Source organism: Nitrospira sp. Nam74 (genome assembly GCF_965152615.1).
On sequence record NZ_OZ224220.1, the window covers coordinates 2,073,284 to 2,098,947 of the forward strand.

The 25,664-nt window shown below is 55.6% G+C and carries 20 protein-coding genes and 1 pseudogene; 20 read left to right on the forward strand and 1 reads right to left on the reverse strand.

Features of this window, described 5'->3' with window-relative positions; translation table 11 throughout:
- The first annotated feature begins 4 nt into the window (after window positions 1-4).
- From ACWHYZ_RS09855 to ACWHYZ_RS09870, 4 genes are all read left to right on the forward strand, one after another.
- Window positions 5-1,069: a maleylacetate reductase gene (locus tag ACWHYZ_RS09855; RefSeq protein ID WP_447987091.1), complete on the forward strand. Its 1,065-nt coding sequence runs from the start codon at window positions 5-7 to the stop codon at window positions 1,067-1,069.
- A 50-nt stretch (window positions 1,070-1,119) separates the two neighbouring features.
- Window positions 1,120-2,382 carry a dioxygenase family protein gene (locus tag ACWHYZ_RS09860; protein WP_447987092.1) on the forward strand — a complete coding sequence of 421 codons (1,263 nt, stop codon included), beginning with the start codon at window positions 1,120-1,122 and terminating at the stop codon, window positions 2,380-2,382.
- Between the two features lie 1,244 nt (window positions 2,383-3,626).
- Entirely contained in the window at window positions 3,627-4,121 is a 495-nt protein-coding gene (locus ACWHYZ_RS09865; protein WP_447987093.1) for an NmrA family NAD(P)-binding protein, read from the forward strand.
- Entirely contained in the window at window positions 4,121-4,483 is a 363-nt protein-coding gene (locus ACWHYZ_RS09870) for an NmrA family NAD(P)-binding protein (RefSeq protein WP_447987094.1), read from the forward strand. The genes ACWHYZ_RS09865 and ACWHYZ_RS09870 overlap by 1 nt, the downstream gene beginning before the upstream one ends.
- A 258-nt stretch (window positions 4,484-4,741) precedes the next feature.
- On the opposite strand, the pseudogene ACWHYZ_RS09875 reads toward ACWHYZ_RS09870, so the two are convergent.
- A pseudogene (locus ACWHYZ_RS09875) lies at window positions 4,742-5,909 on the reverse strand (IS3 family transposase).
- A gap of 983 nt (window positions 5,910-6,892) precedes the next feature.
- Between ACWHYZ_RS09875 and ACWHYZ_RS09880 the strand changes: the two are divergent.
- The 16 genes from ACWHYZ_RS09880 to ACWHYZ_RS09955 all read left to right on the forward strand — a co-directional run bounded on the left by ACWHYZ_RS09880 (window position 6,893) and on the right by ACWHYZ_RS09955 (window position 25,375).
- Window positions 6,893-7,255, forward strand: coding sequence for a hypothetical protein (locus tag ACWHYZ_RS09880; RefSeq protein ID WP_447987095.1), 363 nt, complete (start codon window positions 6,893-6,895; stop codon window positions 7,253-7,255).
- Between the two features lie 231 nt (window positions 7,256-7,486).
- On the forward strand, window positions 7,487-7,720 hold the full coding sequence (locus ACWHYZ_RS09885; RefSeq protein ID WP_447987096.1) for a hypothetical protein: 234 nt from the start codon (window positions 7,487-7,489) through the stop codon (window positions 7,718-7,720).
- A gap of 961 nt (window positions 7,721-8,681) precedes the next feature.
- On the forward strand, window positions 8,682-9,365 hold the full coding sequence (locus ACWHYZ_RS09890) for a response regulator (RefSeq protein WP_447987552.1): 684 nt from the start codon (window positions 8,682-8,684) through the stop codon (window positions 9,363-9,365).
- Window positions 9,362-10,807, forward strand: coding sequence for a sensor histidine kinase (locus ACWHYZ_RS09895; RefSeq protein WP_447987097.1), 1,446 nt, complete (start codon window positions 9,362-9,364; stop codon window positions 10,805-10,807). Before ACWHYZ_RS09890 ends, ACWHYZ_RS09895 begins: the two co-directional genes overlap by 4 nt.
- A 1,622-nt stretch (window positions 10,808-12,429) precedes the next feature.
- Complete coding sequence (locus ACWHYZ_RS09900; protein WP_447987098.1) at window positions 12,430-12,771, forward strand: hypothetical protein; 342 nt, start codon at window positions 12,430-12,432, stop codon at window positions 12,769-12,771.
- Window positions 12,772-13,475: 704 nt separating this feature from the next.
- Window positions 13,476-13,805, forward strand: a complete 330-nt coding sequence (locus ACWHYZ_RS09905) for a hypothetical protein (protein ID WP_447987099.1) — start codon at window positions 13,476-13,478, stop codon at window positions 13,803-13,805.
- Between the two features lie 181 nt (window positions 13,806-13,986).
- Entirely contained in the window at window positions 13,987-14,388 is a 402-nt protein-coding gene (locus ACWHYZ_RS09910; protein ID WP_447987100.1) for a response regulator, read from the forward strand.
- Between the two features lie 449 nt (window positions 14,389-14,837).
- The gene (locus ACWHYZ_RS09915) at window positions 14,838-17,087 is read left to right on the forward strand and encodes a response regulator (RefSeq protein ID WP_447987101.1); all 2,250 of its coding nucleotides are present in this window, start codon (window positions 14,838-14,840) and stop codon (window positions 17,085-17,087) included.
- A gap of 606 nt (window positions 17,088-17,693) precedes the next feature.
- Window positions 17,694-20,591 (forward strand): cbb3-type cytochrome c oxidase subunit I, encoded by a 2,898-nt coding sequence (locus tag ACWHYZ_RS09920; RefSeq protein WP_447987102.1) that lies wholly within the window; start codon window positions 17,694-17,696, stop codon window positions 20,589-20,591.
- On the forward strand, window positions 20,563-20,760 hold the full coding sequence (locus ACWHYZ_RS09925) for a hypothetical protein (RefSeq protein WP_447987103.1): 198 nt from the start codon (window positions 20,563-20,565) through the stop codon (window positions 20,758-20,760). Before ACWHYZ_RS09920 ends, ACWHYZ_RS09925 begins: the two co-directional genes overlap by 29 nt.
- Window positions 20,761-20,804: 44 nt before the next feature.
- On the forward strand, window positions 20,805-21,164 hold the full coding sequence (locus ACWHYZ_RS09930; protein WP_447987104.1) for a c-type cytochrome: 360 nt from the start codon (window positions 20,805-20,807) through the stop codon (window positions 21,162-21,164).
- A 128-nt stretch (window positions 21,165-21,292) separates the two neighbouring features.
- Entirely contained in the window at window positions 21,293-21,931 is a 639-nt protein-coding gene (locus ACWHYZ_RS09935; protein ID WP_447987105.1) for an HdeD family acid-resistance protein, read from the forward strand.
- A 32-nt stretch (window positions 21,932-21,963) separates the two neighbouring features.
- Window positions 21,964-22,530, forward strand: a complete 567-nt coding sequence (locus ACWHYZ_RS09940) for an NADPH-dependent FMN reductase (RefSeq protein WP_447987106.1) — start codon at window positions 21,964-21,966, stop codon at window positions 22,528-22,530.
- Window positions 22,531-22,581: 51 nt separating this feature from the next.
- Window positions 22,582-22,923: a c-type cytochrome gene (locus ACWHYZ_RS09945; RefSeq protein ID WP_447987107.1), complete on the forward strand. Its 342-nt coding sequence runs from the start codon at window positions 22,582-22,584 to the stop codon at window positions 22,921-22,923.
- Window positions 22,924-22,937: 14 nt separating this feature from the next.
- Window positions 22,938-23,807, forward strand: coding sequence for a hypothetical protein (locus ACWHYZ_RS09950; RefSeq protein ID WP_447987108.1), 870 nt, complete (start codon window positions 22,938-22,940; stop codon window positions 23,805-23,807).
- 17 nt (window positions 23,808-23,824) lie between these two features.
- The gene (locus ACWHYZ_RS09955; RefSeq protein WP_447987109.1) at window positions 23,825-25,375 is read left to right on the forward strand and encodes an FAD-binding oxidoreductase; all 1,551 of its coding nucleotides are present in this window, start codon (window positions 23,825-23,827) and stop codon (window positions 25,373-25,375) included.
- The last annotated feature ends 289 nt before the right edge of the window (window positions 25,376-25,664 follow it).

Here is a 25,664-nt window from a genome sequence, read left to right on the forward strand (position 1 = left end):
GCACATGAACGACCAATGGAGCTTCTTCTACGAATCCCTGCCGACTCGTGTAGTCTTCGGCGTCGGATCATTACAACAACTGCCGGCGGAACTGGACCGTCTCGACTCACATCAGGCCCTGTTGTTGGGCGGTTCACGCAAGCCGTTAATCGACGATCTGATGCAGCGGCTTGGCCGCCGCATTGCGGACGTGTTTCTCGGCAGCGTGATGCATGTGCCGCTTGAAGTCGCTCAGAAGGCGCGAGCCCGGGCAGGACAATGCCGCGCTGATGGGTTGATTGCCATCGGTGGCGGGTCTGCGATCGGTCTCGCCAAAGCCGTGGCTCTCGAATCTGGATTGCCGATCATAGCCGTCCCAACGACGTATGCCGGATCTGAGATGACGCCGATCTGGGGCATCACTGCAGGTGCGGTCAAGCAGACCGGGCGGAACCTCAAGGTTTTGCCGAAAGTCGTCTTATATGATCCTTCGCTCACAAGAGACATGCCGCAGAGTGTCTTGGGCGCGAGCGGTATGAACGCCATCGCGCATTGTGTAGAAGGGCTCTATGCCGAACAGGCGAATCCAATTTCCTCATTGATGGCGGCAGAGGGGATCCGGCGCCTCGCCGACGGTATGCGAGCCATTGTGCGGGACCGTCACGATTTAGGCCGTCGCAGTGAGGCGCAGTATGGTGCGTGTCTTGCCGGGATCGTGCTTGGGACCGTCGGGATGGCGCTTCACCATAAGCTGGTGCATGTATTGGGCGGTACCTTCAATCTTCCTCATGCCGCTGTCCACGCCGTCCTTCTTCCTCATGTCGCACGATTCAATGCAGATGCCGCACCCAATGCGATGGCCAGGGTCGCCAACGCGTTGCATGCCGATCGCGCGCCGCAAGGTTTGTATGATTTGGCGGTTACGTTAGGGGTGCCGACCGCGCTGAAGGATATCGGAATGCATAAGGCGGATCTGGATCGGGCGACTGAGCTGGCGACCGCATCTGAGATGTTCAATCCACGTCCCTTTAACCGCGGCGATATCCGTCTCTTGTTGCAGGCCGCCTATGATGGGAGGCGACCACTATGATCTGATGCTGACGTTGTCGCTCATGACTTTAGTCACCCGAGGAGGAATCTATGGCACATCTGACGACGACCACCATTTCAGAGGCCGTGAAGAGCGCTGGTCGAGACAAAGCGACGAACCCACGACTACAGCAATGCGTGAACCGCCTAGTTGACTCGTTGCATGGCCTCATCAAAGAGCTGAAGCCAACTGAGGCAGAGATGATCAAGACCGTTGAGTTCTTAACAGAATTGGGCAGGAAGGATCAGATACAGATTTTGGCCGACGTACTCGGCCTATCGGCCCTCATGGATCTGGTGAATTATCCGAAGGTTGGCAGCGCAACGCCCACGGATGTTGAAGGACCGTATTATCGGGAGGACGCTCCGTTCCGGAAAAGCCCCGTGAAGCTGTATGAGCGGGACGAAGAAGACCCGTTGTTCATCAAAGGGAGGATAACCAACCACGAAGGAGTCCCACTCCCCGGCGCGGTCCTCGATGTGTGGCAAACAAACAGCCGCGGACTCTATGAGCACCAGGATCCCACACAACCGCCATACAACTTCCGTGGCCGTTTTCCGACCGACGCCCAGGGCAATTATGAATTTCAAACGGTCCAACCCGGTCCGTACCAGCTTCCCCATGATGGTGCGCTCGGGACATTTCTTGCACAGTTGGGGCGCCATCCCTGGCGGTCCGCGCATATCCATGTCAAAATTTCAAAGGACGGCTATGCCCCCCTGACAACTCAACTCTTTTTCCAAGGCGACCCCTATATCGATTCGGATGCGGTCTTTTCCGTCAAGGAGGAACTGATTCTCGATCCAATCAGAATCGAGGACCGGGCAGGCCGACGCGAGCGCGGGTTGGATCGTCCCTATTCCGAAGCGGAATTCAATTTTGGGCTCTGGCCGAAGGAGGTCGGCCAACCGGCATATCGGCTGGCGGCATCTCCCGCGGATCTGTCGAAAAACAAGGAGGGCATAACGGTTACGCGCCTGTATACAGGACCGGACGGAGAATCCCACTTCCAAGACATCGACACTCCTCTCACGTTGAAACAAGCGATCGGCAGACTGTCCGAGCCGATTCAGGCCACCAGCATTATTTTCCGAGAGACGGACGGGGACTACGACTATGGGTGGCACCATGCTCCTCGCCGGCAATACATCATCAATTTGGAGGGAGACGTGGAGATCACCGTCGGCGACGGGACGACACGGCGGTTTGGTACGGGCGACGTCATATTGGCGGAGGATCAGACGGGACGCGGCCATATCAGCCGTGCGATGAGCAAGCGCCCCCGAAAATCAGTCTTCGTGATGTTAGAGTGAGTCGTTGTACGAATACGATCTATCGTCGCATAGGCTGCAATCAAAAGCTTGAGGTTCGATCACTTTGGCGAGTTTTCGGCACTTGAGTATCGAGATGCGCCCGATCCCGCACCGGGCGCCGAGGCGGTGGTGGAGATTATTCCTGGCGTCGGGCATTCAGCGCGCATGAAATGCGTTATAGCGGGGATGATAGGAACGCTGCTCGAACTGGCTCGCTTTCCTTCATGCTTTGTGCGAACTGGTTGACGGCGTGGTGAGATGGAGATCACAGCGGATAACTCAAGCCCTGCGGCGGTGGACGTGTACGCGACAATCGACATGCCGTTTGCTCTAGGATGAAGTGGTGGTAACAAAGGGAACCCACATTGATCGATGTGATCCGCACCAAGGAATTACAAGTTTGGTTTCTCTCCGAACATCTCGTCGGATGTGCCACTGGTTCGAAAGGCTTGAAGCTAGGCGACTACGGTTCTGACCGCACGACGGAAGAGGAGCATGTTAATTTTCAAACCCCAAACAACGATCCACTGACAGTGAGACAGGCCACGGGCAACCAGTCTCGCGCATATTCATCGGTTTGTGGATGAGGAACACCGGGTATCTGAACAAGGTAGAGCGCGGAACCGGCGGAGAGTCGGAACCGGTGGAGACTAGACCGTTAGAGATTGACGCAGGTGCAAGGGGATTGGATTGTGCACTTGGGATCTGACCGCGGAATTCACGCCGTATATGAATATCTGTTACACGATTTTCTTTCCCCTCTTGCCTGGCTCAGCCAAAGTCCGCTGATCTTTCGTCACCTGTCGATAGGATGGCGCAGAACGCTTCGTCACTGTAGTCCTCCCTCACAATCAGACCCCCCAGGTTCGTCACCAACAACCCCTTTGTTTTTCATCCCTTGCGTCCTCAATCGTCGATCTTCTGTCGCATGGAACGGTCTATGCGAGACAGGTACGGGTAAAAGGATTTGAAGAGACCGAGGCGATAATTTTTTCACCATTTCGAAAGGAGGAAGCACCATGTCCTGGATACTCATCTTCATATCAACCTACGTCCCAATGGTGATCCTCGCTATCCTGGTCCTCGTGGACCGGCTACACCGTGAGCGTCAGTCAAGCCCGGCTCGTGCAGGCCTCAGGGGATGCTAAACGGAGATGAAGAAGCCGCCGGGGAGGAGTGATTTCTGCTGGTGTCAGGACAGCCACTTTATCTAATGGCAACCAATTCTTTGCACGAGGTGTCGCATGGCAACTCAAACGAATCTAATTCTGGTGACCGGCGCGACAGGACAGCAAGGGGGGGCAGTGGCCAAGGCCTTGATCAACAAGGGGCAGAAAATTCGCGTCATGACGAGACACCCGGAAAAAGCAGCCGGACTAGCAAAGGTGGGCGCCGAGGTGGTCAAAGGAGATTTGACCAACGAGGCCGATTTGCAGGCGGCATTGCGTGGGGTCTACGGAGTGTTTGCCATGTCCACTCCGTTCGAGGCTGGGATGGACGCAGAGGTACGCCAGGGGGTGCTGCTGGCCGATGCGGCGAAACAAGCCGCGGTGGCGCACTACGTCTATACGTCCGTGGGTAGCGCCCACCGTCATACGGGCATTCCACACTTTGAGAGCAAGTGGGAAGTGGAGCAACACATCACGAAGATTGCCTTGCCCGCGACCATCCTTCGCCCTGTCTTTTTTATGGAGAACTTTAGGCTTTTGCAAAGCCGTCTCCTGAGGGTGTGCTCATAATGCCAATGCGACCGGATAAAAAGCTTGCAATGGTCGCGCTCAGAGATATTGGACAATTCGGCGCGGCAGCATTCAGCCGTCCAAAGGACTTTCTCGGAGAGGCCATCGATCTGGCGGGGGATGAATTAACAATCCCGGAGGTGGCAGCGCTGTTAACGAAAGCCATGGGGCGATTAATCCGGTTCCAAGAGTTTCCACTGGACCAAGTGGAAGCCGCGATGGGCCACGATCTCGCCACGATGTTTCGCTGGTTTAACGACGTGGGATACGCGATCGATGTACCCGGACTGAGGCAGAAGTTCGGGATTCCGCTGACCTCTTTTACAGAATGGGTGAAGACGGTCGAGTGGTCGAAAGGCTGATCGTCCTTGTGAATGTACCGTCTAAAAAGACAAGCTCTTAGGAGCAGGATCACAACGCGCACGCGAAGGCAATTGCAGGACAATTTCCCCGAATCCCTGGGCACCAGCTAGGGGTCTCAAGAGCCTCTTTGATGACGGTCTGTTTCACAATGGTCTGACGAAGAAGTGGGTAGAGTTTGTGAACAATTTAGAAGCTATGCTGGTGCCAGGCGAAGGTGTTTCATGCTCGTGTTAGCGAGCGAGAGACTCGAGACGGTTCTATCCCGTTTCCACGGACGGTTGAGTTAAGAGTTTGTCCTCCTGTTGCTGGAACGCCAGGCGCCGCCGCTGCCGGGCATTGTGCCAGCGCTCGATGTAGTCAAAGATATCGGCTCGCGCCTCGGCCCTCGTCCGGTCCTGTCGCCGGTTCACCCGCTCCCGTTTGAGGAGGCCAAAGAAACTTTCGGCGGCCGCATTGTCGGCACAGCTGCCCACCGCACTCATGCTACAAATAATGTGGTGCGCCGCCAGGAACCGTTGATATGCTTCGGAAGTAAACTGACAGCCGCGATCTGAGTGCAGAATGACTGGCGTGCGGCCCGGCTGCTGCCACACCGCCATCAACACCGCCTGGACAACGAGTTGGCGGTCCTGCCGTGGACTCATCGACCAGCCCACCACCAGCCCGGAGTACAGATCCAGCACCACACAGAGATACACCCAGTGCTCGGCGGTTCGCACATAGGTGTCAGTGACCCATTTGGTATTGGGTGCGTGGGCGGTGAAGTCGCGGGCCAGTAATTGCGCGTCCCCGCAGGCGGAGTTCCAGAGCGCTTGGTGCGCCAGCGTCGCCGCTGGGGTACGCCCTGCAAGCCGGCTCGGCGCATGAGACGTGCCACGCGGTGGCGACCGCAGCGCTCGCCCGCATAGCGCAGGTCTTCCCAGAGCCGCGGACTGCCCACGATGCCGTCGTGCTCCGCATGGACCTGATGAATCCGCGCCAGCAATCTCGCATTCGCCTGGGCCCGCGCACTCGGTGGCCGCGGCACCCAGCCGTAATATCCGCTCGCCGAAACCCGCAAACAGCGACACATTAGTCGGATGGGAAAGGCATCGCGGCATCGCTGGATCATCCGATATTTCACTTCGACGCTCTCGCGAAGAACGCCGCCGCTTCTCGCAAACAATCCCGCTCCTTCGTCACGCAGGCCAACTCTCGACGCAGTTGGCTCAGCTCTTCCTCACGGGATCGTCCGTTGCCCACCAAGGCCTGATCGGGTTGGCGGCGCAGCTCGCGTCGCCAGCGCCCTAACACATTGACTCCAATCCCGAGTTCGCCGGCGATTTGGCTCACCGTCACCCCCGGTGCATCCAGCATCGCCACCGCTTCACGCTTGTACTCGGCCGAAAAGTCCGTCGTTGTCCCATGACACCCCTCCCGGTCCATGATGGACCTTAAGTCAGGTGTCCGTAAAATCGGGGCAGAACCCCCATCGGAAATGTCTCTTTAATTGCCCCGGTCTAAGACGAGCCCCATAAGAGCCCTTACGGGCTCTCCAAAGATCTGCTCCTGACGGCCGAACCCCTGTGCCATGCCCTTCCGTGTGCTTGTCCTAGGTCTGGTAAGATCGGGATCTGTAGCCCTCCTCCTCCTTGCCTTTCCAAAGTTGAGAAACCAATTGATGAAGAACAGTTCATGATTCATTAGTAGCCTATTCATTCTGTACGAGTAGAGTTTCTATTAATAATGAACAACCGATGGTGATGGCGATATGAAAGTATCGGAGAATGATCCAAAGAGCGCTACTAAATCTCAGAGATCATATGTATGTGGAGGAACGGAGAGGTGAGTCAGTTTGGATGCCGTACAAGACGTTGGTCGCGTACAGCATCATTGTTGGTTGTTCGGCCACTGTGGCAGTCGCTGTACTCCATAGAGGACTTGGCAAGTAAAACAAAGGCCGTAGCGTGCTCTAAGGGCCGCGTGTGGCCAGAACCTTAGAACTATTCGGCGATGTGGAGGAGACAAAGGTTACATGGGAAGTACATGAGCGAGGTGCTCAATTGGTTGGCCGGACACCTGAGGACGAGATTAAGGCGATAGCCAAGAAGAGATTTGCTATGGCAGCGGCGTAGAGAGCTAGGAGCTTGGATGAAAAAGTTGTTCTCAGCCGTAAGAGGACGTTGACGCTCACTCTGACGCCAGATAATGAACCCGCAGGAGCGCCTTGACCCATTAGCAGTGGGTCGACCATGGCGAGCAGACACCTTGTCCTAGAATGGAGGTGCATATGGTTTGTAGATCGAAAAGAGACCTGAGATGACTAACGATCTCATGGCAGTCCTTACGTTTTGACGACAGGCGTTAGATGCCCATTTGGAGTCACCCTCCATCAGGTCTGCATGTTTTGCCGGACAGAAAGGAGCGAGATGTTGAGGATCACGATTCAGCCAACTTCACACGGCACCACGTTTAAGCTGGAAGGGAATTTGGGCGGTCCTTGGGTTGAGAACCTGGAGCGACTCTGGCGACGTGTACGTGAAAACGCTACACATCGACCCGTGCACGTCGATCTAACCTCGCTTCACTTTATCGATGCAGATGGCAGGGCGGTACTGAAGTGGATGTACGAGGATGGGGTGGAGTTGACGGCAGAAGGTTCGTTCATGACTGCGCGTATACAGCAGGTGATTAATGAGAAAGAATCGGGCGAGAGAAATAGACAGCGGGTTGTAAGGGAACGAGCGGTAAGAGGAAGAGCAGCATTTGTACGTGGCAACAATTACGGCTGAAGAGGAAGACGTCATGAGTCTTTACTCAGTATTCGATTGGACAGCGTTCCGCCGGGAGAGTCTCCTAATAAGTCTCGAACATCCCGCGGAATAGAGTTTTCTGCTTCACGCGCAGCCTCTCGAAAGCACCCGCAGTAAGAGAGACGCATTCAGGTCGATGGTAGCGCCGAAAGAAATCGATATCTTAAGGGACCGTTGTTATTCATTACCAAAGTAAGGAGACGTTGAACGATGAAGAAAGAAGTTGGCATTTCAGTCTCACCCTTTGCCACGATATCGATTTGGGAGTGCGACCAATGCCGGCGTCAGTGGTCCGATACTCGCCGAAATGGGTGTCCCTATTGTATGGGCAAATATGAGGACCATCGATGGGACGATGTGAACGTGTCCGGGCAGGCGAAGTGTGAGTTGTCTACAGCAGCGGCCGTATCAGCGAGGGGCGATACAAGCATCAAATCTCAATAGTTCTCTGGCAGGAGATTCGACCTCGTAGTGAGCTTGATCTCTCGCAAAGGGAGGAAGCCGTGCTGCCCCATCACGACACGACTGATCATCAGAAGTCGCCTGCTCTGCTAACCATTTTCACCGGACGTAGGCTTCAAAGCGGGCACAGGTCATTATGCCGATGGATAACGATTAGGAAGGCCTGAAGTTTTTCGGATCCCGTTTGTAACATCCTTAGCAAGGCCTTCGATTCGTCACTAATGATCGCTCCGAAATTCTGGCACATTGCGCCTCCTCAGCGAAAACCGACTTCGATTGACACGCTGACTGACAACGTTCTGGCCGATCCGTTCTTATGATGCCTTCGTAGTTCATTAAACGAGCCATAAGGGACGACTGGGATTCGTGGTATGGACTATACACAGCCCGCCCCTGGGTCTGAATGTCCATCTCCCGCCTCCTTCTAGAAATCAATTGCAATCCATGTTTGTCACAACATCTCTCCACGACTCTTCGTAATTGCCATTCTAACTCCAAGATGGAAATGCGCATGTCAGATGAATAGCTTTTCATCGTTCCTTAGAGGCCGGTTCATGCAATTAAGTTACGATTCAGTGTGACAATTAGTTACTACAGGAAAGAGGCGCAAGGGGACTCTGAGATGGAATATAAAGGAGAAGAGAAACATGACAGAAAACATCTTCGCCGGGATTTACATGTTGTTGATCATTCTTTGTATGGTTGTCGTGATCATGTGGGGAGTTTCGATACTTGTGTGAGCTGAACAATCATCGGCCCCCTGTAAGACGGCGATCGATACGTTAACGCAATTATGTCTGAGCGACACCTGGTGAACCAGTCCTATCCTTAGAGGGCATCTGCCATGGCAGTATGTAACACGGATGTCGTGAAAAATGCTGAATGCCTCCAATCTCGACTGGGGTCGTTACGAGGCACGATTCCTCTGCTTGGAGAAGTCACCATGCGGATCCTCGTCGTTGAGGATGATACGGACCTGGGCACGTTTATTTGCAAAGGCCTCAGGGAGGAGCGCTATGCTGTAGACCTCGCTCGAGAAGGCGAAGAGGGATTACTGCTTGCTGGCGAAAATCCGTACCAGCTTATCATCCTCGACATCATGCTCCCAAAGCTCGATGGGCTCACGGTGTGCCGGCTCCTTCGAAATAGTCGTAGTGTGACCCCGATCCTGTTGCTGACTGCGCGCGACGCCATCGAGGATAGGGTCTCAGGGCTTGATGCTGGGGCCGATGATTATCTGACCAAGCCCTTTGCTTTCGTAGAGCTTCTCGCCCGAGTCCGCGCCCTTATGAGGCGCGGGGGCCCGCAGCATCTCGCTCGATTAAAGGCGGCTGATCTCGAATTGGATCCCGCGTCCCGTCGCGCGTGGCGGTCAGGACGAGAGGTGATCCTGACCAATAAAGAATATGCCCTTCTGGAATTTTTTTTACGGAACAAGAATCGCGTGCTCACACGAACCGCGATTATCCAGCACGTCTGGGATTTGAACTACGATCCAATGACGAATATTGTCGACGCGCATGTCCGCGCGCTTCGTGCCAAGATCGACCGCGACTTTTCGCCAGCGCTGATTACCACGGTCCGGGGCGCTGGTTACATGTTGGAAGAACCGGAAGCGCAGGCATGAAATCGTTGCGGGGTTTCGTTCGGCAATCCACCGTTGTATTGATAGCCGGCTTGATCCTGGTCTTCAGTCTACTTCTTTATTGGGGCTTTGAAACATTACTTCATCAGTATATTGACGGCCGTCTATTGGCACTTGCGAAAACGCTGGGTCGATTGATTCAGCAACGGCCGGAGCTCATTATGCTATTAAGTGATGATCTTATTTCTAAAGAGGAGGGAGTGGGCCGCAGTGAAGAGGAAAGCCGCGAACTACGGGAGGCGACACACTCGGTCCGCCTCTTATCATCGGACGGACGCGTAGTATGGAAGGGGTCAGAAGTCGTGTCGCGACCGGCGATGGACCTTCCATTAATTGAAGAGATGCGCCGCGGTGAAACGGTATACGATTCGCTGCGAGGTATGGAAGGTTCGTCGATCCGCCGAGTCTCATATCCGATCCTCATCCATGGCGATCTACAGTACATTTTGCAGGCCGAAGCGTCACTCCTGTTTTCTCAAAAGGCTCTCACTGGTCTCACCCTTCTGCTGATCGTGGTATCAGGCGGGGTGCTTGCGATGGCATGGATCAGTAGTGGGTGGCTGGCCGGCAAACTCCTCGTTCCGGTGCAGGCCTTGAGCGCCACAGCGGCGACCATCTCAGAGCCTGATGCCCGGAGTCGGTTCGTGCTCGATGCCCCGTATGAAGAATTTCAGCAACTAACCAAGGCCTTTAACGCCATGATGGATCGCCTGCAGACATCTCGGGAGAGCCAGGGACTGTTTGCCGACTATGCGGCCCATGAGCTGCAAACACCGTTGACTGTGTTGCAGGCCAACCTGGAAGTCACACTACATAAAGCCCGCACCATGGAGGAATATCGAGAGGCGCTGATCAATAACCTAGAACAGGTGGAGCGTTTGGTGACGCTGACCCGCGAATTGCTCACACTCACCCGACTTGCCGGTGATCGCACTCCAGTTCGCAAAGCGCCTCTCGATATGCAACCCTTGCTCAAGGAACTCATCGATGAATTACGCGTGCTCGCCGATGATCGTCAGATTGATCTCTCCTTGCACACTGAGCCGGTTCCCCTCGTACTCGGCGATGCTCAGTGGCTTAAGCAAGCGATAATCAACCTGCTTGACAATGCCATTCGATATACGCCCCGTGATGGAACAGTCACCATACGCCTCGGCTCGGCGGAAGAAACGGTCGCTGTCAGCATTCAGGATACTGGCCCCGGGATTGAACCGCAGCAGTTGCCCTACCTTTTCGAACGGTTTTATCGGACCGATTCCGCCCGTGCAAGAGATTCTGGAGGTACGGGCCTCGGCCTGCCCATTGTCAAGGGCATTGCTGAGGCGCATGGTGGGACAATCACGGTTCAAAGCCAGGTAGGGAAAGGCTCCATCTTTACCCTGATTCTTCCTGCTGGCGAAAATTCATTACCTTCTGTCCGATAGTTTCCTCCCAGTCTGTTGAGTACCATTATCTCCAAAATAGTCGCGGCTTAGTCTTCCGCTTTGAATCCAGTCAAGTATCCGGTCTTCAGAACGAAATGAACAACTTTTCATTTGGGGTTCGGCGTCAATTCATATCGCGAAGCTATGATGTTATGGAAACAGCGCACCGTTTAAGGAGTGCGGCGACTAGACTCATGCGCATGGCGGTGATCATACAGGTGCATAAAGCAAACTGAAGGCACACAGAAATGGTAAATCTCATCACTACGATTGGTAAAAACCTACAGCCCCATGATCGTGCTAGGTCCCGCAGAGGACCAATTCATATCGATGCTAGTAAACGGGTAAATAAAGATCGAGCTTTGCCACCCGCCAACCACAACAATCCTCGCAGCCGGAAGCGGGTAGAGGCATTGACCATCATCATCTTGTCCATGTATTTGGGCATAATGATACTCGGGCTCGCCCTGCTTGTCTTTTGGGTTCTGTCCCAGTTCACTCCGTTAAGCTAAAGACTACGGCAATTGCCGAGGTTCAAGTTTTGACATAGATTAGAAAGGCAATAGGGATGAATCATCCAGTGGTGCGATTAACCTATATTCGATGCCAAAACGTGCCGTGGATGAAGACCAGGTTGGCAGATATGGGAATACGAACCATCCCAGCCATTGTTGCAATCGTCGGTGATTACTAGGGCGCGTTCCATTGGGATGGGGCTACTGCGACCAAAGCGAGACCGGCATCGTCACTGTCCTCTGCATCGCCGTTTAATAAAAGGAGGAGCGATCCCGTCCGTGCCCCTTCATTAGTTGTTTCAATGCCAGGCTAACTGGATGCTCAGTACTCAGTCTGAAATCAAAGGCGATAAGAGGGCATCTTTTGCGGCGATTACTACTGGGAACAATGTGATACTTCTGGCTGATTGTTCTTTCCCGGTCTGTTAACCACCTTTCTAAAAATGCCTTGCGAGCTCTACGCTTTGAGCGCTAGTCGTCTACTCATATCGAGTTCAATGAACATCTTTTCATTTTGGGTTCATCGTCGGTTCATATATCGACGCTATGATCCCTTTCATACAAGGGAGTAAAAAGCGAAAAGAATACTGATTGGTTTACTCAAACGTATCCAAACCTGCACCTTAGGATGGTAAAGCGAAAGCCAACAACCTGAATTGTTGAAATAACAAATAGACGAGTCGCCGTAAGGAGAAAGGTAGAAATGTATGGCGGTTCTAACAGTCGTAGGGTTGACACTGGTTGAGTTGAGCGGTGCTGTGTGGCCTGTTCACTGATGGAGAGCCGCACCATTTGACCGCGAAGCAGCCTAACTAATCGATCTACTGCGGCTAGATTAGTAATGGCAAACAAAATCAAGAGGGCGCCGCAAGACAAATCCCTGGGTCGAACTCGAGGGCCCTTCGTTCTCGTTGTAGTGGAGAGCACTGCACGCTAAGCCCATCGTGTTGCAGAGAAGACCCCACCATTATTGGCCACGCCAAGAGGCATAGCTTGTTACAGACGAAGGAGCTGTGGTCAGGCTTACTCATAAGAATGACGATCGCGGGTGTATGCCTCATCCATTCTATAAGTCGTCTTACTAACTGGCTCGAGCCCCTCAACGCCATGTCTGCCGACAGCGGACCGACGATAGGGGGTTTCTTGGCCCTCTTCGGGACGGCTTTGGGAGGCGTCATGATGGCGTTGGGATTATATACTCGCTTTACGGGCCTAGCGCTGATCACCTTACTGCTCCTGGGACTCGGACCTCTTCACATGGCGATGGAGTGGCCGACTCAAGAACACATTATGACGGCAGAAGTTGACATTCTCCTTCTGGTGATGAATGGTGCTTTGGTGATCGATGGAGGAGGGAAGTGGTCCCTTGATGCACGCGCTGCTAGGCGAAATCGACATCGCTGGGAAGACATGTATCCATACCGAATCGTCGTGACAAGGATCGGATGAAGGCAGGACGCCAAGAGGTCATTATTTCCAATTCACCTTTCCTCGGGTAGGACGCCTTGCAAAAACTTGTGGTCTTATCAAAGGTCATTCCATGGTGGTCCAAACTTCTCATACAAGGGTTCCCCTGCCGTGACTCCAAACCGTAGTTCATGCCCTATATTGCGGTATTGTACGCTTACTCGTCTTCAAGCCCTTTAAAACAATAATTACCTCCACACTGATGAACAGGTTTTCATGATCGGTTCATGGTGCAATCCTATGCTTGGGCTACAGTGCCAGCATGGTTAGAGAGAAAGGAGAAAGGATGGTACGGTTGGCATGCTTTCGATTGCGTAGTGCGAAGCCTCGAGACAATCGGCACGGCCGACATGGACAGATGAGGTGATTTTCCGCTCACTCACTGAAGGGCGCTGGGGCGATAGGATGAAGCCCATACATAGCGCGAGTCAGCGATGGTGATCCTAGGATGAAGAACTTTTCACGGTCACTTTATCTTGACGCCATGTTATAGGCCTAAAATAGGCCTGAGCCCAAGCGTGAAAAGAATCCACGGTGCAAGAGGTGTCGAATGCGTAGATACATACCAAGCTTCCGAGCGACTTTTGCCGACGAGCGAGACGATGCAAGGGTCTGGGTGCCATCCAAGACATTGATAGGCTACAACCTTCCGAATCATCCGAGCATCGGTCCGCCTTCCGGAGGAAATGTATTGTATCGAAGAGTTCGGGAGCAAAGCGGAGGCCGTCAAGGAAGCGAAGCGACGGCCGTGGATCAGAATCTTAGAGCTATTCGGTTATGTCGAGCAAGCCGACATCGAGTGGCAAGTCGTGCACAAGCGGCGTCATACCTTCGTGATGCTCACACACGAAGATGCAAGTGAGGGAACTTGGGAGGAAATCGGTTCGCACCCCGCAGGGTGCGATCAATGCATCGGGGACTCGACCGTGGCGAACCGTATCCGGGCACGAATGTGTTGTCTGCCAACGGGGAAAGAGCAGCAGCAAAAAGACTCCACGCGTCGCCCGTATCCCTGAATTCCGTCGTAACGATGATCTGTGTATTGCGTCCGCTGATTCATCCTCCTGTGCTCATGACCTTTGCAATGGGCGTTCTCTCTTAATGAGAGAATCAAAACTTAGCCACGGTGCTTACCACTTTGGCAGCTTAAGCTAAATGAGCTCAATTGAGAGGTGCTTGGAACGCCAGAGGAGAGTTATGCAACAAAGCAGAGGCACAATTCTTATTGTCGAAGACGATCCGTACACGAGAGACATCGTCTATACAATCGTCAGCGAGGCCGGGCACACTGTTCATCTGGCGAAGGACGGTCTGGATGCGCTTACTCATCTTGAAAGACATCGTTACGATGTGCTTGTCACTGACCATACCATGCCGAACCTGAATGGGCTCTATCTCTTAACGATTATGAAAGCTCTGTGGCCTCAGATACCCGTTGTAATGGTGTCTGGAGATACCGGCCACGTCAAATGCCGTGCTATTGGCATGGGCGCCTATGCTTGGCTTGCGAAGCCCTATGGTCCAGCTGACCTCCTCAGTATCATCGGCGGCGCGATGGAATATTCATATACCTCAAAGATGCCATCCCAAGAGGGCTGATCCAGCGGAATGGCGATGTTGATGAAGCGGAGGTGCCATACGAGTCGAACAATTATTCCCCGCAGCGACACATTGGGTGTCGAACAGCCTCATGTAGATTAGTTACACCGGCTCTCATCTTCTTATTCTCTCTCCCGTTAAAATGCCGTGAACCCTCGTCTTCAATCACGACATGCCGCAATAGAATTCCATAATGGCACTTCATGAAAAAGCTTGGGATTGTGTTGCTTCACTGCGGGCCAAGTAAAACATACGGATGGAGGAGAACGATCAGTCCAGTTGTCTTAGTCTGACACTGGGATTGTCAGTGATGCGGTACAGCATCCTGAAGGAGTACGGCGGATTTTCTCTGGCCGGGCGTTAGTGATTCTTGCATTTCCTACAGGCACAAATTAGGGTAGTATATAGTCTGCATTCCTAACGGAAGGCAATCACACGCCGCCGTCGGCATGATACATCCACGCCCCACCGCCTTCCTGATTGATCCCCATCGTCGTTTGATGCTGCTCGTCCTCGGCTCCGTTGCGGCGGCCTTGCTCGTCGGAATCATTGTGCTCAAGGCCTTACGGGACGATTTAATTGTGCGCTCCGGAGAAAGTCTCGCGCTTGCCGCGGTCGGTATGTCCGGTAAGTTAGACCGTATCTTCTTTGAGCGCTATGGTGATATCGACACGTTTGCCCGTTCGGTTGGCCCTCAGATGGGCAATCGCGCAGAGCTTACGACGGCCCTACAACGGATGCAGAAGACGTATCACGTGTATCGCTGGCTCGGTGTTACTGATCCAACGGGCCGCATCATTGCCGCGACTGATCCGGCCACTGTGGGCGAAGGTCACGCGACATCAAGTTGGTTTCAGGCCGCGAAACAGGAGGGTCAAGTAATCAGCGAGGATGTCCAACCACGTGTGGAAATAGGAGGAGCCTGGGCCACATCCTTTGCCAGCCCTATTATGGATGTCTCCGGGCAATTTAAAGGCGTGGTCGCCGCCCTTGTCGGCCTTCCTGTTCTTGCGGAGATGATTGAACGAATGGAGAGCAGGCTGCAGGCTCTGCTAGGCGCGTCGTCATTCGAATATCTCGTCGTGACGCGTAACGGGGACGTCATCTTGGATTCTCTCCTCGGGCAGGAAGGCCAGGTCAATCTGAAGGGCCTCCCATCAGTTGAGCGGGTGAGCGCGTCGGACGCACCCGGTTATGTAGAGGAAGACTCGCGCCGGCGACAGGCGCGCATGGTCACGGGCTACGCCCGCATGCGGGGTTTTCAAGAATTCCCCGGATTCGGTTGGGGAGTGTTAGTCCGAGTCACGCGAGAGTCAGTGCTCGGACCGATTGCCAAGATCACCAGATCTGTCGCGATGGCTGGACTTGTGGTATTCCTCCCGATGTTTGGTCTCGCGCTGTGGACCGTGAATCGGCTACGGCTCACGGAAGATCAACTGCGCCATGCCCAAGCCGAGTTAGAAGAGCGTGTTGAGGCCCGCACTCAGGAGCTGCGACAGAGTGAAGCAGAACTACAGGCGCTCAATGCGACACTTGAAGTGCAGGTGACAGACCGCACCGCGGCCTTGCTTAGCAAGCAGCAAGAATTGCGGTCCTTGGCCATGGAACTGAGTCGAACAGAGGCGCGCGAGCGCAAGCGGCTGGCGACTGAGCTACACGACAATCTTGCTCAGACACTAGCCTTCTGCAAGATGAAGGTGGGTGCTGCCCTCACTGAGCCGGGGGACCGATTACCCGTGGTGCTCACCGAACTCAAGGACCACCTAGGTGAGGCGATTGCCTATACGCGGACCCTCATGCTAGACCTGCGCCCCATGCTCCTCGGAGATGAACACGATCTCTCCATCGCGATCTCTTGGGTTGTTCAAAAAATGCAGCGGTACGGGATGATCGTCACGGTGCAAGACGATGGGGCGCCGAAGGTACTCGATGAAGAGATGCTCACGATCACCTACCAATCCATTCAGGAATTGCTGTGGAATGTTCTAAAACATGCACAGACAATGGAAGCCACCCTGTCCCTGCGACGGTCGGGTGATTATCTTGAAGCGGTCGTAATGGACCGCGGGGTGGGCTTCGAGATGTCGGCTACCCGGCCCTCGTCAGAGGAAGGGATATTCGGTCTATTAAGCATTCGCGAACGCGTCGAGCCGCTCGGTGGTCGCCTTGACATCGACTCTCGTCCCGGACATGGGACGTCCGCGAAACTCATCATACCGCTCAAAGCGGAAAGTTCTGCGATCCGTTCACCAGCCGCAATACAGAAAGCTCCGTCCGCACCTCTTGCTGCGGAAGGGCATGTAGGTCCCGCCCGAACGACGGGCTCGAAGATTCGCATACTATTGGTCGATGATCATCAGATCATCCGCGAAGGGTTGCGGAGCATTATCGAGGAACAAGGTGATTTGGAAGTTGTGGCAGAGGCTGCAGATGGTGAAATGGCGGTCGAAGCGGCACGTCAATTCCGACCCGATGTCGTGATCATGGACGTGAACATGCCGAGGATGAATGGATTGGAGGCCACGCGGCAGATCAAGGCTGAATTTCCACAGATCACGGTCATTGGTCTCTCCATGCACGGAGATCAACAAATGGCGCTTGCGATGCAGGAAGCCGGGGTGTCGGCCTATCTCTCAAAAGGCGGCTCGTTTGACGTGCTGTGTAGCACCATCCGAAACAGCATAACGAAAGTCTTTTAATGGAGTCAGCCAACGAGACTAACTACACCTTTCAGCGATGAAGTCCAGCTCCCCGTGGAAAGACATTGGCCTAGAACGTTAGCTTTTCTTCAGAAGTTCGCTCGCCTGAGTATCAGCCCACCCCTGATCTTATTTTAGCGTGTCACAGAGCGTGGTCCGTCACGTTCGTCTGGAACGAAATTCGATTCGCGGACAGTGATGTGAGCTTCGATATACCGCTTCAGGTACTAGAATTGTTTATCTTGGCCGAGAAGACTGCTTAATCCACCGGCAAGAGGAGTCGGTTAAATGCGGAGAATGATGCTCAACCGATGACCAAGAGGAGCGCGTATGGAGGACAACAAAATTGGGCCATGGCCTATAGGCTAACTCGCAGTCTGTGAGGGAAGCTCTCATCCCACACGACGCAACATCACCGCCTCAGCGGGGCTCGGGTTACTTCAGCACCGGATTAAAAAGGTGAGGTCTTATCTCCAGTGCGAGGGAACCGGCAAAAAACACGGCAGCCGTGCGAAGGGTGTAATGCTATGGAGATCGTGACATCGAACTGGCCAGCTAATCGTCCCATAAGGGCTTTATGGCGTGGCGTGTGACGTGGAAGACACTATGCACGAGACTGATTTGATCAATAAGTCTCTGATAAGGGCATGGGCGTGGTGGGCGATCGTCTGGCTCACGGTATTCCCGTTCGTCGGCATTCTCGTCTCGATCCAATTCCATAATCCTGAATTCTTGGGCGGGATCTCGTGGTTTACGTTCGGGCGACTTCGCGCCGTACACCTCGACGGCGTCCTGTTCGGATCGTTTACCACGGGCTTCATTGGGCTCCTCTACTATTTTGTTCCACGTCTGTGCGGGACGCCTCTATACAAAGTCGAGTGGGGGCGGTGGCTTCTCTGGATCTGGAACGCGTTCCTGATAGTCGGCTCGCTGTCGCTGTTCCTGGGATATACGAGCGGCGTGGAATATGCCGAGTTCACCTGGCCCTTGAACATTCTGCGCTACGTCGTGATTGCGGGCGTGGCGATCCAGGTGATCGGCACCATCTTCCGGAGACGAGCGCCGAGATTCTATGTCTCCTTGTGGTATACGCTGGCTGCAGCAATCTGGATTCTCCTCAACCTCCCCTTGGGCGGCGTGCTGCTGTCGTACGGACCAATCGGCGGCGTCAACAGTGCGGCCATGCATGGCCTCTACATGCACAATCTGGTGGGACTCTGGATCACGCCTGCCGGGCTTGCGACCATTTACTATTTCCTGCCATTAAGCGCCAAAAACCCGCTCTATAGTCATAAGCTCTCGCTCCTCGGGTTCTGGACGCTGGCGCTCTTCTATCCCCTTACGGGTACGCATCATTATTTGTACAGCCCCATCCCTCACTGGACCCAGACACTCGCGGTCGTCCACAGCATGTGGATGATCATTCCCGTCTTCACCGTCATCGTCAATTTCTTCGGCACCATGCTGGGACGCTGGGGTGCCGTGCTCGGCGGCGGGGGAGCCGACAACTACGCAGCCAAGTTCTTGATGGTGGGTGTCGTCTATTACCTGATCGGCAGCTTTCAGGGATCGATCGAAAGCCTGCACCGCTTTCAGCAACTCACTCATTTCAACGATTTCGTCGTCGGCCATGCCCATCTGACGGTGTTCGGCTCGATGATCATGTGGGTGGTGGCCGGGCTTTATTACCTTTGGCCCCGGTTGACGGGCAGGCAGCTCTGGAGCGATCGCCTCGCCAGCTGGCACCTGTGGCTCACGATCACCGGGTTTACAACGATGGTGCTCGGATTGACCGCCCAGGGCTTTATTCAAGGGTCCATGCTGGAGAACGGCGCCGACTTCGTGGATTCAGTGAAAGAGATGCAACCCTGGTGGGTGGCTCGAACGATCGTCGGCACCATCATGGATGTCGCTCTGGGGTTCATGGCTTACAACTTCTACAAGACCGTGCGCGAGGGCGCTCCCTTCGAAGCGGACGAGCGAGAACCTCTGCCGCCGATTCAACCGACTCCCTCGGTGCCGCGCAAGAATTGGCTCGAAAACCCGTCGACGGTCGGCCTCCTCGGTGGCGTCGTCTTCTTCGTCGGGTCCGTCTTTCTCCTCGGCGGCTTTCCATGGCTTCAAGCCTCGACACGTTCCACTACGGTGACCGACGTCGTGACCGGCCTGCCGGTCCGCGTGAATACGTATTCCCCGCTCGAGGAGCGCGGCCGGCAGGTCTACCTTCGAGACGGCTGTTGGCAATGCCATTCCCAATTCATCCGTCCCGTGACGGGTGAATCGCTACGCTGGGGACCTGTCTCCCAGACCGGTGAATACGCCTATGACCGGCCTCATATGTTCAGCACACGCCGCATCGGGCCTGATCTCAGCCGGGTGGGGCGGAAGTATGGCGACGATTGGCACATCGCGCATCTCTGGAATCCGCAAGAGGTGGTTCCCGATTCAATGATGCCCGGATTCCCCTGGCTGTTCGCCCCGGGCCAGAATGGCGGGGCGCCGCAGCTGAACGACGATGGGAAGGCCGTCGTCGCCTACCTGCAACGGCTGGGAACCTCGATCGGCGACTGGCGTGAGAGCTTCGGATCCATACCGATTTCGACTGCGGTCGTGCTCCCCGCACCGCCGCAGGCCCAAGAGGAAGTGCTCTCCCTCGGCCGACAGGTTTATGAACGACGCTGTGCGGGATGCCACGGCGACAAAGGGGACGGGAAAGGCCCAGCGGCCCGGTTTCTCTCGCCGCAGGCGCGTGATTTCACCACCGGCATCTACAAGTTCAAGTCGACCACCGGGAAAGACGCGTTGCCGACGGACGGCGATCTGTATGTCAGTGTCACGCATGGACTATGGGGGACTTCCATGCCGTCTTGGCAAAACCTGTCTGACCGTGAGCGGTGGGCCGTGGTGCAGTATCTCAAGACCTTTTCGGAACGATGGCGGCGGGAATCCGTAGGGCAGCCCGTGTCGATCTCTTCAGAGCCGCCGGTGACCCCCGCGTCCATTGAAAAAGGGAAGACGCTGTTTGAGAGCAATTGCGCCATTTGTCACGGCTCCGAGGGTAAGGCGGACGGCCCTTTGGCAACTGCACTCCAGGATGACTGGGGACAGGCGATCAAGCCCTCGCATCTTGCGCTCCCTGCGGGCGCACCTGGAGGAGTCAAGTTAGGCCACGATAGCCGGCGCTTGTTTCAAAGCATCATGGCCGGTATCGGCGGAACCCCCATGCCTCCCTTTGAAGGAAGCGTGAGCCCAGCCGAGGGGTGGGACCTCGTCCATTATGTGCAATCCCTGCGGGCGTCGGCCCACGAGGCCGAGGTCGCCGCCGTCGGGCTCAAGGAGGAGGACCGGGCGGTCGCGAGAGACAGGATTTGGGCTTCGCTATCGGAGAGCACGCACGGTCAGCAAGCGGCGACGGCCGGCGACGCTCAGGAAGCTCAGGCGCCAGACATTGCAAGACACGACCAGCGAGGGAGCGATGACGAACCATCCCGCGCACGCCGATGACCTGCGTCGGCGGGAGCCACAATACACCGACGATCCGCAGATCTACGTGTATGAGCCGGCGGGGATACGGGAACGAAGCGGATATATTCCGATGTGGCTCAAAGCGGTCGCGGTGGGACTGATTGTCTGGGGGATTTTCTACGCGATCCGTTTCTGGAATTCCTACTAGACCGAGCAGACGCAGATTTCAATCATTCTTCCAAGGAGGGAACGATGACGGCACTCTTCAGGGGCACCACGGTGTTGACGTGCGCGGTGATGGCGATGATGTGGTCGTGTGGGCATCCCGCTCTTGCCGCCGGCGGAGATGCGGCCAAGGGGAAGTCAATCTATCAGTCGAAGTGCGTCACCTGTCATGGGCCGGGAGGCAAGGGCGATGGCCCGCTCGGGCAGAAGCTCAAGCCGCCGGCGGGTGATTTTCAGAGCGCTGAAAGCAAGAAAAAGTCACCGAAAGAATTGCGAGACATCATTGAAAACGGCGTGCCCAAGACGTCCATGGTGGCGTGGAAGACTCAGCTTTCGGAAAAGGAAATCGACGAGGTGCTGGCATACGTCGAGTCCCTGCGGAAGTAGCACGATGCGAGGAGATTGAGCGGAGCGTGGAAGAGCCAGGATGACGTTTTAGGACCATCCTGGCTTCCGAAGGGATCGCTTCGAGAACAAGGACGTGTAACTCTTTGGAAAGGTGGGAGGCAATCAACATGAACTACGATTCCACCATAAGTCGGGAAACCCTGTTGCAGACGAATCTCAATTCGATCCACGAAAATTGGAAATGGGTTCTCGCCTCCGGCATTGCCTTCGTCGTGTTCGGAGCCATCGCATTGGCCTATTCCGTTCTGGTGACGCTGGCCTCGGTGTTCCTATTCGGATGGCTTCTCGTATTCGGAGGCGTCTTCGAGGCGGTTCATGCCTTCAAAAACGCTCGATGGGGGGGATTCCTGCTGGAGCTGCTGACCAGCATCCTGTACGTGGTGGTCGGTGTTTTGATGGTGGTGAATCCGGGAGTCGGCGCTGTATCGCTGACACTCCTCATGGCCGCGTTTTTCCTGGTTGGCGGGATATTCCGAATTGTCGCCGCCGCGGCGCTCCGCCCCCCAAGGTGGGGCTGGCTGGTGGCAAGCGGCCTTATCACCCTGCTGCTCGGCATTCTGATTTGGAGCGAATGGCCGGTCTCGGGGTTGTGGATCATTGGTTTGTTCATCGGCATCGACATGGTGTTCAGCGGCACATGGCTGATCATGCTCGCCTTGGCCGCGCGAAGGCTGCCCGTTTCCGGAACGCAGGAAGACGTGGCTGCTCCCTCGGCGGATAGACGCCAGATGGGGCAGGCCGGGTGAACGGTGAAAGGACCAGTCAGGGAGGGAGAGGTATGACGGATCAGGTCAGATTACTCGGTATCGCGGGAAGTCTCCGACGAGGGTCTTACAACAGAGCTGCGTTACGAGTCGCGGTCGGACTTGTGCCCTCCGGCAGCACGCTGGAGATTTTTGACTTGGATGGGATTCCCCCCTTCAACCAGGATGATGAGAACGAACCGCCGCAACGAGTACGAGAGTTCAAAAGAAAGATCGCGGAGGCCGACGCGATCCTGATCGTGACCCCGGAATACAACTACTCCGTTCCGGGCGTGCTGAAGAACGCGATCGATTGGGCCTCGCGCCCCTATGAGGACAATGTATGGAATGGCAAACCCGTCGGGATCATGGGCGCCTCGATCGGAATGCTCGGGACAGGTCGAGCACAATATCACCTGCGTCAAATGTTTGTCTTTCTCAATATGTTGCCGCTGAACCAGCCGGAAGTCATGATCGCCCATGCCATCGAGAAGTTTGACGAGCACGGCAATTTGAAGGATGCCATGACGAGCCAAAAGATCAAGGAATTGCTGGAGGCGCTCACAGACTGGACGAAGAGTTTGAAAAAGGCGAGGGCCTGATACGTAAAGAAAAGCCGACAGGGAACTGCCGACATAGAGAGGAGGCGGGCTATGAAGGACGCAATGCCGATAAGCGCTCCTGCTGCACTGATTCTCACCGTAGCGGCGGCAGCCGCGCTTATGACAAGCGTGACATGGGCTGCCCCCAAAGAAACGGCCGCACCGGGCTTCGCATGGACGGATGGAGCCGAAATCTATGCGAAAGTCTGTGCCTTGTGTCATGAGACGTCCGTAGCTCCCGCCATCCGAGGCCTGGGCCACGATCCCCTATACATTCGCTTGATCGTGCGACACGGGAGCCGCGCCATGCCGGCCTTCCGCGTCGCCGAAATCGACGACGAATCGCTGGAGAAGCTGGCCGAATATGTATCGAAAGCAGGGGCCGACAAGTAAGGAGGGCCTATCACATGGAGATCGGCCGACGCAGTCTCATGAAAGGCATGCTGGCGGGCGGAGCTCTCCTGGCGCTCGGCACTCCTCCATGGGCGTTCGCGGACCAGCCTTCGCGAAGACCCAGACATTGCCTGCTATTGTTGGGCGACACCAGACCGGACCACATGTTCGAGAGCGGCGCACGGGGGGCCTGTGCCGGCATGGCATATAAGGATATGGAAACCGTGAAGCTGAAGGGCGGGTTGCTGGCCGGCACGGATAGGATGATCAAGCTGCTGGAGCAGTCCCGAGGGGCGAGATGGATTGCGGTCATGGACGATGCCGGTGCCGCGATCTTTCTTGAACTGGCGCGGACGGCCGGAGCCAGGCTGATCTCCATGGGGATGCACGCATGCTCGATGGATCATTCATCCCATGATTTAGCCACAGCATCTGCGGCTTGTAGTCCAGGAGGACGACTGGCGACCCAATTGAGCCGAGGACCCCACGGGTTTTCGATCAAAGAAACATTCCTCCACGCATTACCGGCTCAGGCTGCGTCGACTGGTTGGTCTGCGAAAGGATTCCTCTCCTACCGGCTGAATGGGGCGGAAGCCCTCCACATGCACTGTTCAGGGCTTTCGCTGTCCGAGGGATGCGAATTAATGAGCCTGCGTACCACAGATCACTGGATTCCCATTCCGCCGCAAGCAGGTCATCACGACTCGGTTACGTGGCAGACAGAGAACGGGGTGGAATCCGTAGGCTATGCCGCGATGGCGACGGCCCTGGGAGCGGACTCCGCCCCGGAATGCTGTGCCGGTCGCGCGTTCGTGCATCAGTCGAGCCGCGGAACGGGGGCGCAGCCGACGGAACGGTTCGCCTCATTCATCATGGACGTCTAGAGCGGGGAGGATAGAGCATGACCAGCCGATATGTCGCGTTGCCGAAGGGCGTCTCCGAACAGACGTTTGAGGCCGCCGTCAAGGAGTTTCGGCAGATCTTGGGCGACCGCAACGTACTGACGGAGGCGGAACAGCTTGCTCCCTATACGAAAGTCATGATGCCGGTCCCGGAGGAAGACCACACGCCGTCCGCGGCACTTTTGGCGACGACCGTGGAACAGATCCAGAAGATCGTGGCAACCTGCAATAAGCACAAGGTTCCCATCTGGACGATCTCAACCGGCAAGAATCTAGGCTACGGGTCCGCGGCCCCGGCCGAGCGTGGTCAGGTGGTGCTGGATCTGCATCGGATGAACCGGATCCTCGAGGTCGATGGCGACCTTTGCTACGCCCTCGTCGAGCCCGGCGTCACCTATCGGCAGCTTTACGATTACTTTCAGGAGCACAAGTTACCCTTGTGGTTGTCCGTTCCGGCGCCTTCCGCCATTGCCGGGCCGACCGGTAATACGCTGGATCGCGGAGTCGGCTACACGCCCTACGGCGAGCATTTTTTGAACGCCTGCGGCATGGAAGTCGTGCTCGCGAACGGCGAAGTCCTCCGCACGGCGATGGGCGGGTTGCCGAAATCCAACACGTGGCAGGTCTTCAAGTGGGGCTACGGCCCGTATCTCGACGGCATCTTCACGCAATCCAATTACGGCATCGTCACGAAATTCGGCTTTTGGCTCCAGCCGGCGCCGCCGGTATACAAACCGTTCCTGATTCAATATCAGGATGAAGAGGACGTTGTGGAGATCGTGGAGATCATGAGGCCGCTGCGTCTCAGTGGAGTCATTCCCAATTCAGGGGTGATCGCCCATGCCTTGTACGAAGCGCCGTTGAAGGCCAAGCGGAGTGACTACGTGTCTGGGCCCGGTTCGATTTCGGATGAAGCGGTGCGGCAATTGGTCAGGGATCATAACTTAGGCATGTGGAACGTCACGGCTGCGCTCTATGGCATAAAAAAGGAACAGGTGGACGTGAATTGGAAAATCGTGACCGACGCCTTCGGCAAGTCGGGCAAGGCCAAATTCCTGACGCAAGAGGATGCCGGCGATGATCCGCAATTCGGGTACCGGTCGGCCCTCATGCGCGGCGGGATGGATCTGAGAGAGTTCAATCTCTACAACTGGCGCGGAGGAGGCGGCTCTCTCTGGTTTGCGCCCGTGTGTCAAGCGCGGGGCAGCGAGACCCTCAAGCAGATGGCGATGGCCAAGCGCATCCTGACCAAGCACGGGTTGGATTACACCGGCGAGTTTATCGTCGGCATGCGGGACATGCATCACATCTTGGATATGTTGTTTGACCGGACGGATCCGGAGATGACCAAGGCGGCCTATCAGTGCTTCGATGAGCTCATCACGACATTTTCGGCCGAGGGATACGGATCGTACCGCACCAACACGGCATTTATGGACAAGGTTGCGAACACCTACGACCCTATTCAGCGGTCTGTCAATCGGACGTTGAAACGGGCACTCGACCCCAACGGCATCCTGGCGCCGGGCAAATCCGGCATCAGATTGTAACCGGTGCTTCCCCTCGGCGGCATAGTAGCATGGTTCGGCAGTGGGCAAGGCCACGGCGAGCTGGAACAGAACGCGGTAATCGAAGATCGGGAGAGATGGGAGAGACCCTATGGGTGCCACCAATGGAAGCGGCAGATTCAAAGGCAAGACGGGAACAACGCCATTCGTCGTTGGCATCAATATCTAGCAAAAGAAGGAAGGACTGATCGATGGCCATGCGGTTGGCCGAAGATGACTATTCGCTACCAGAGGACCAACCGGATATGAATCCAGGGCCTGATGCGAATGG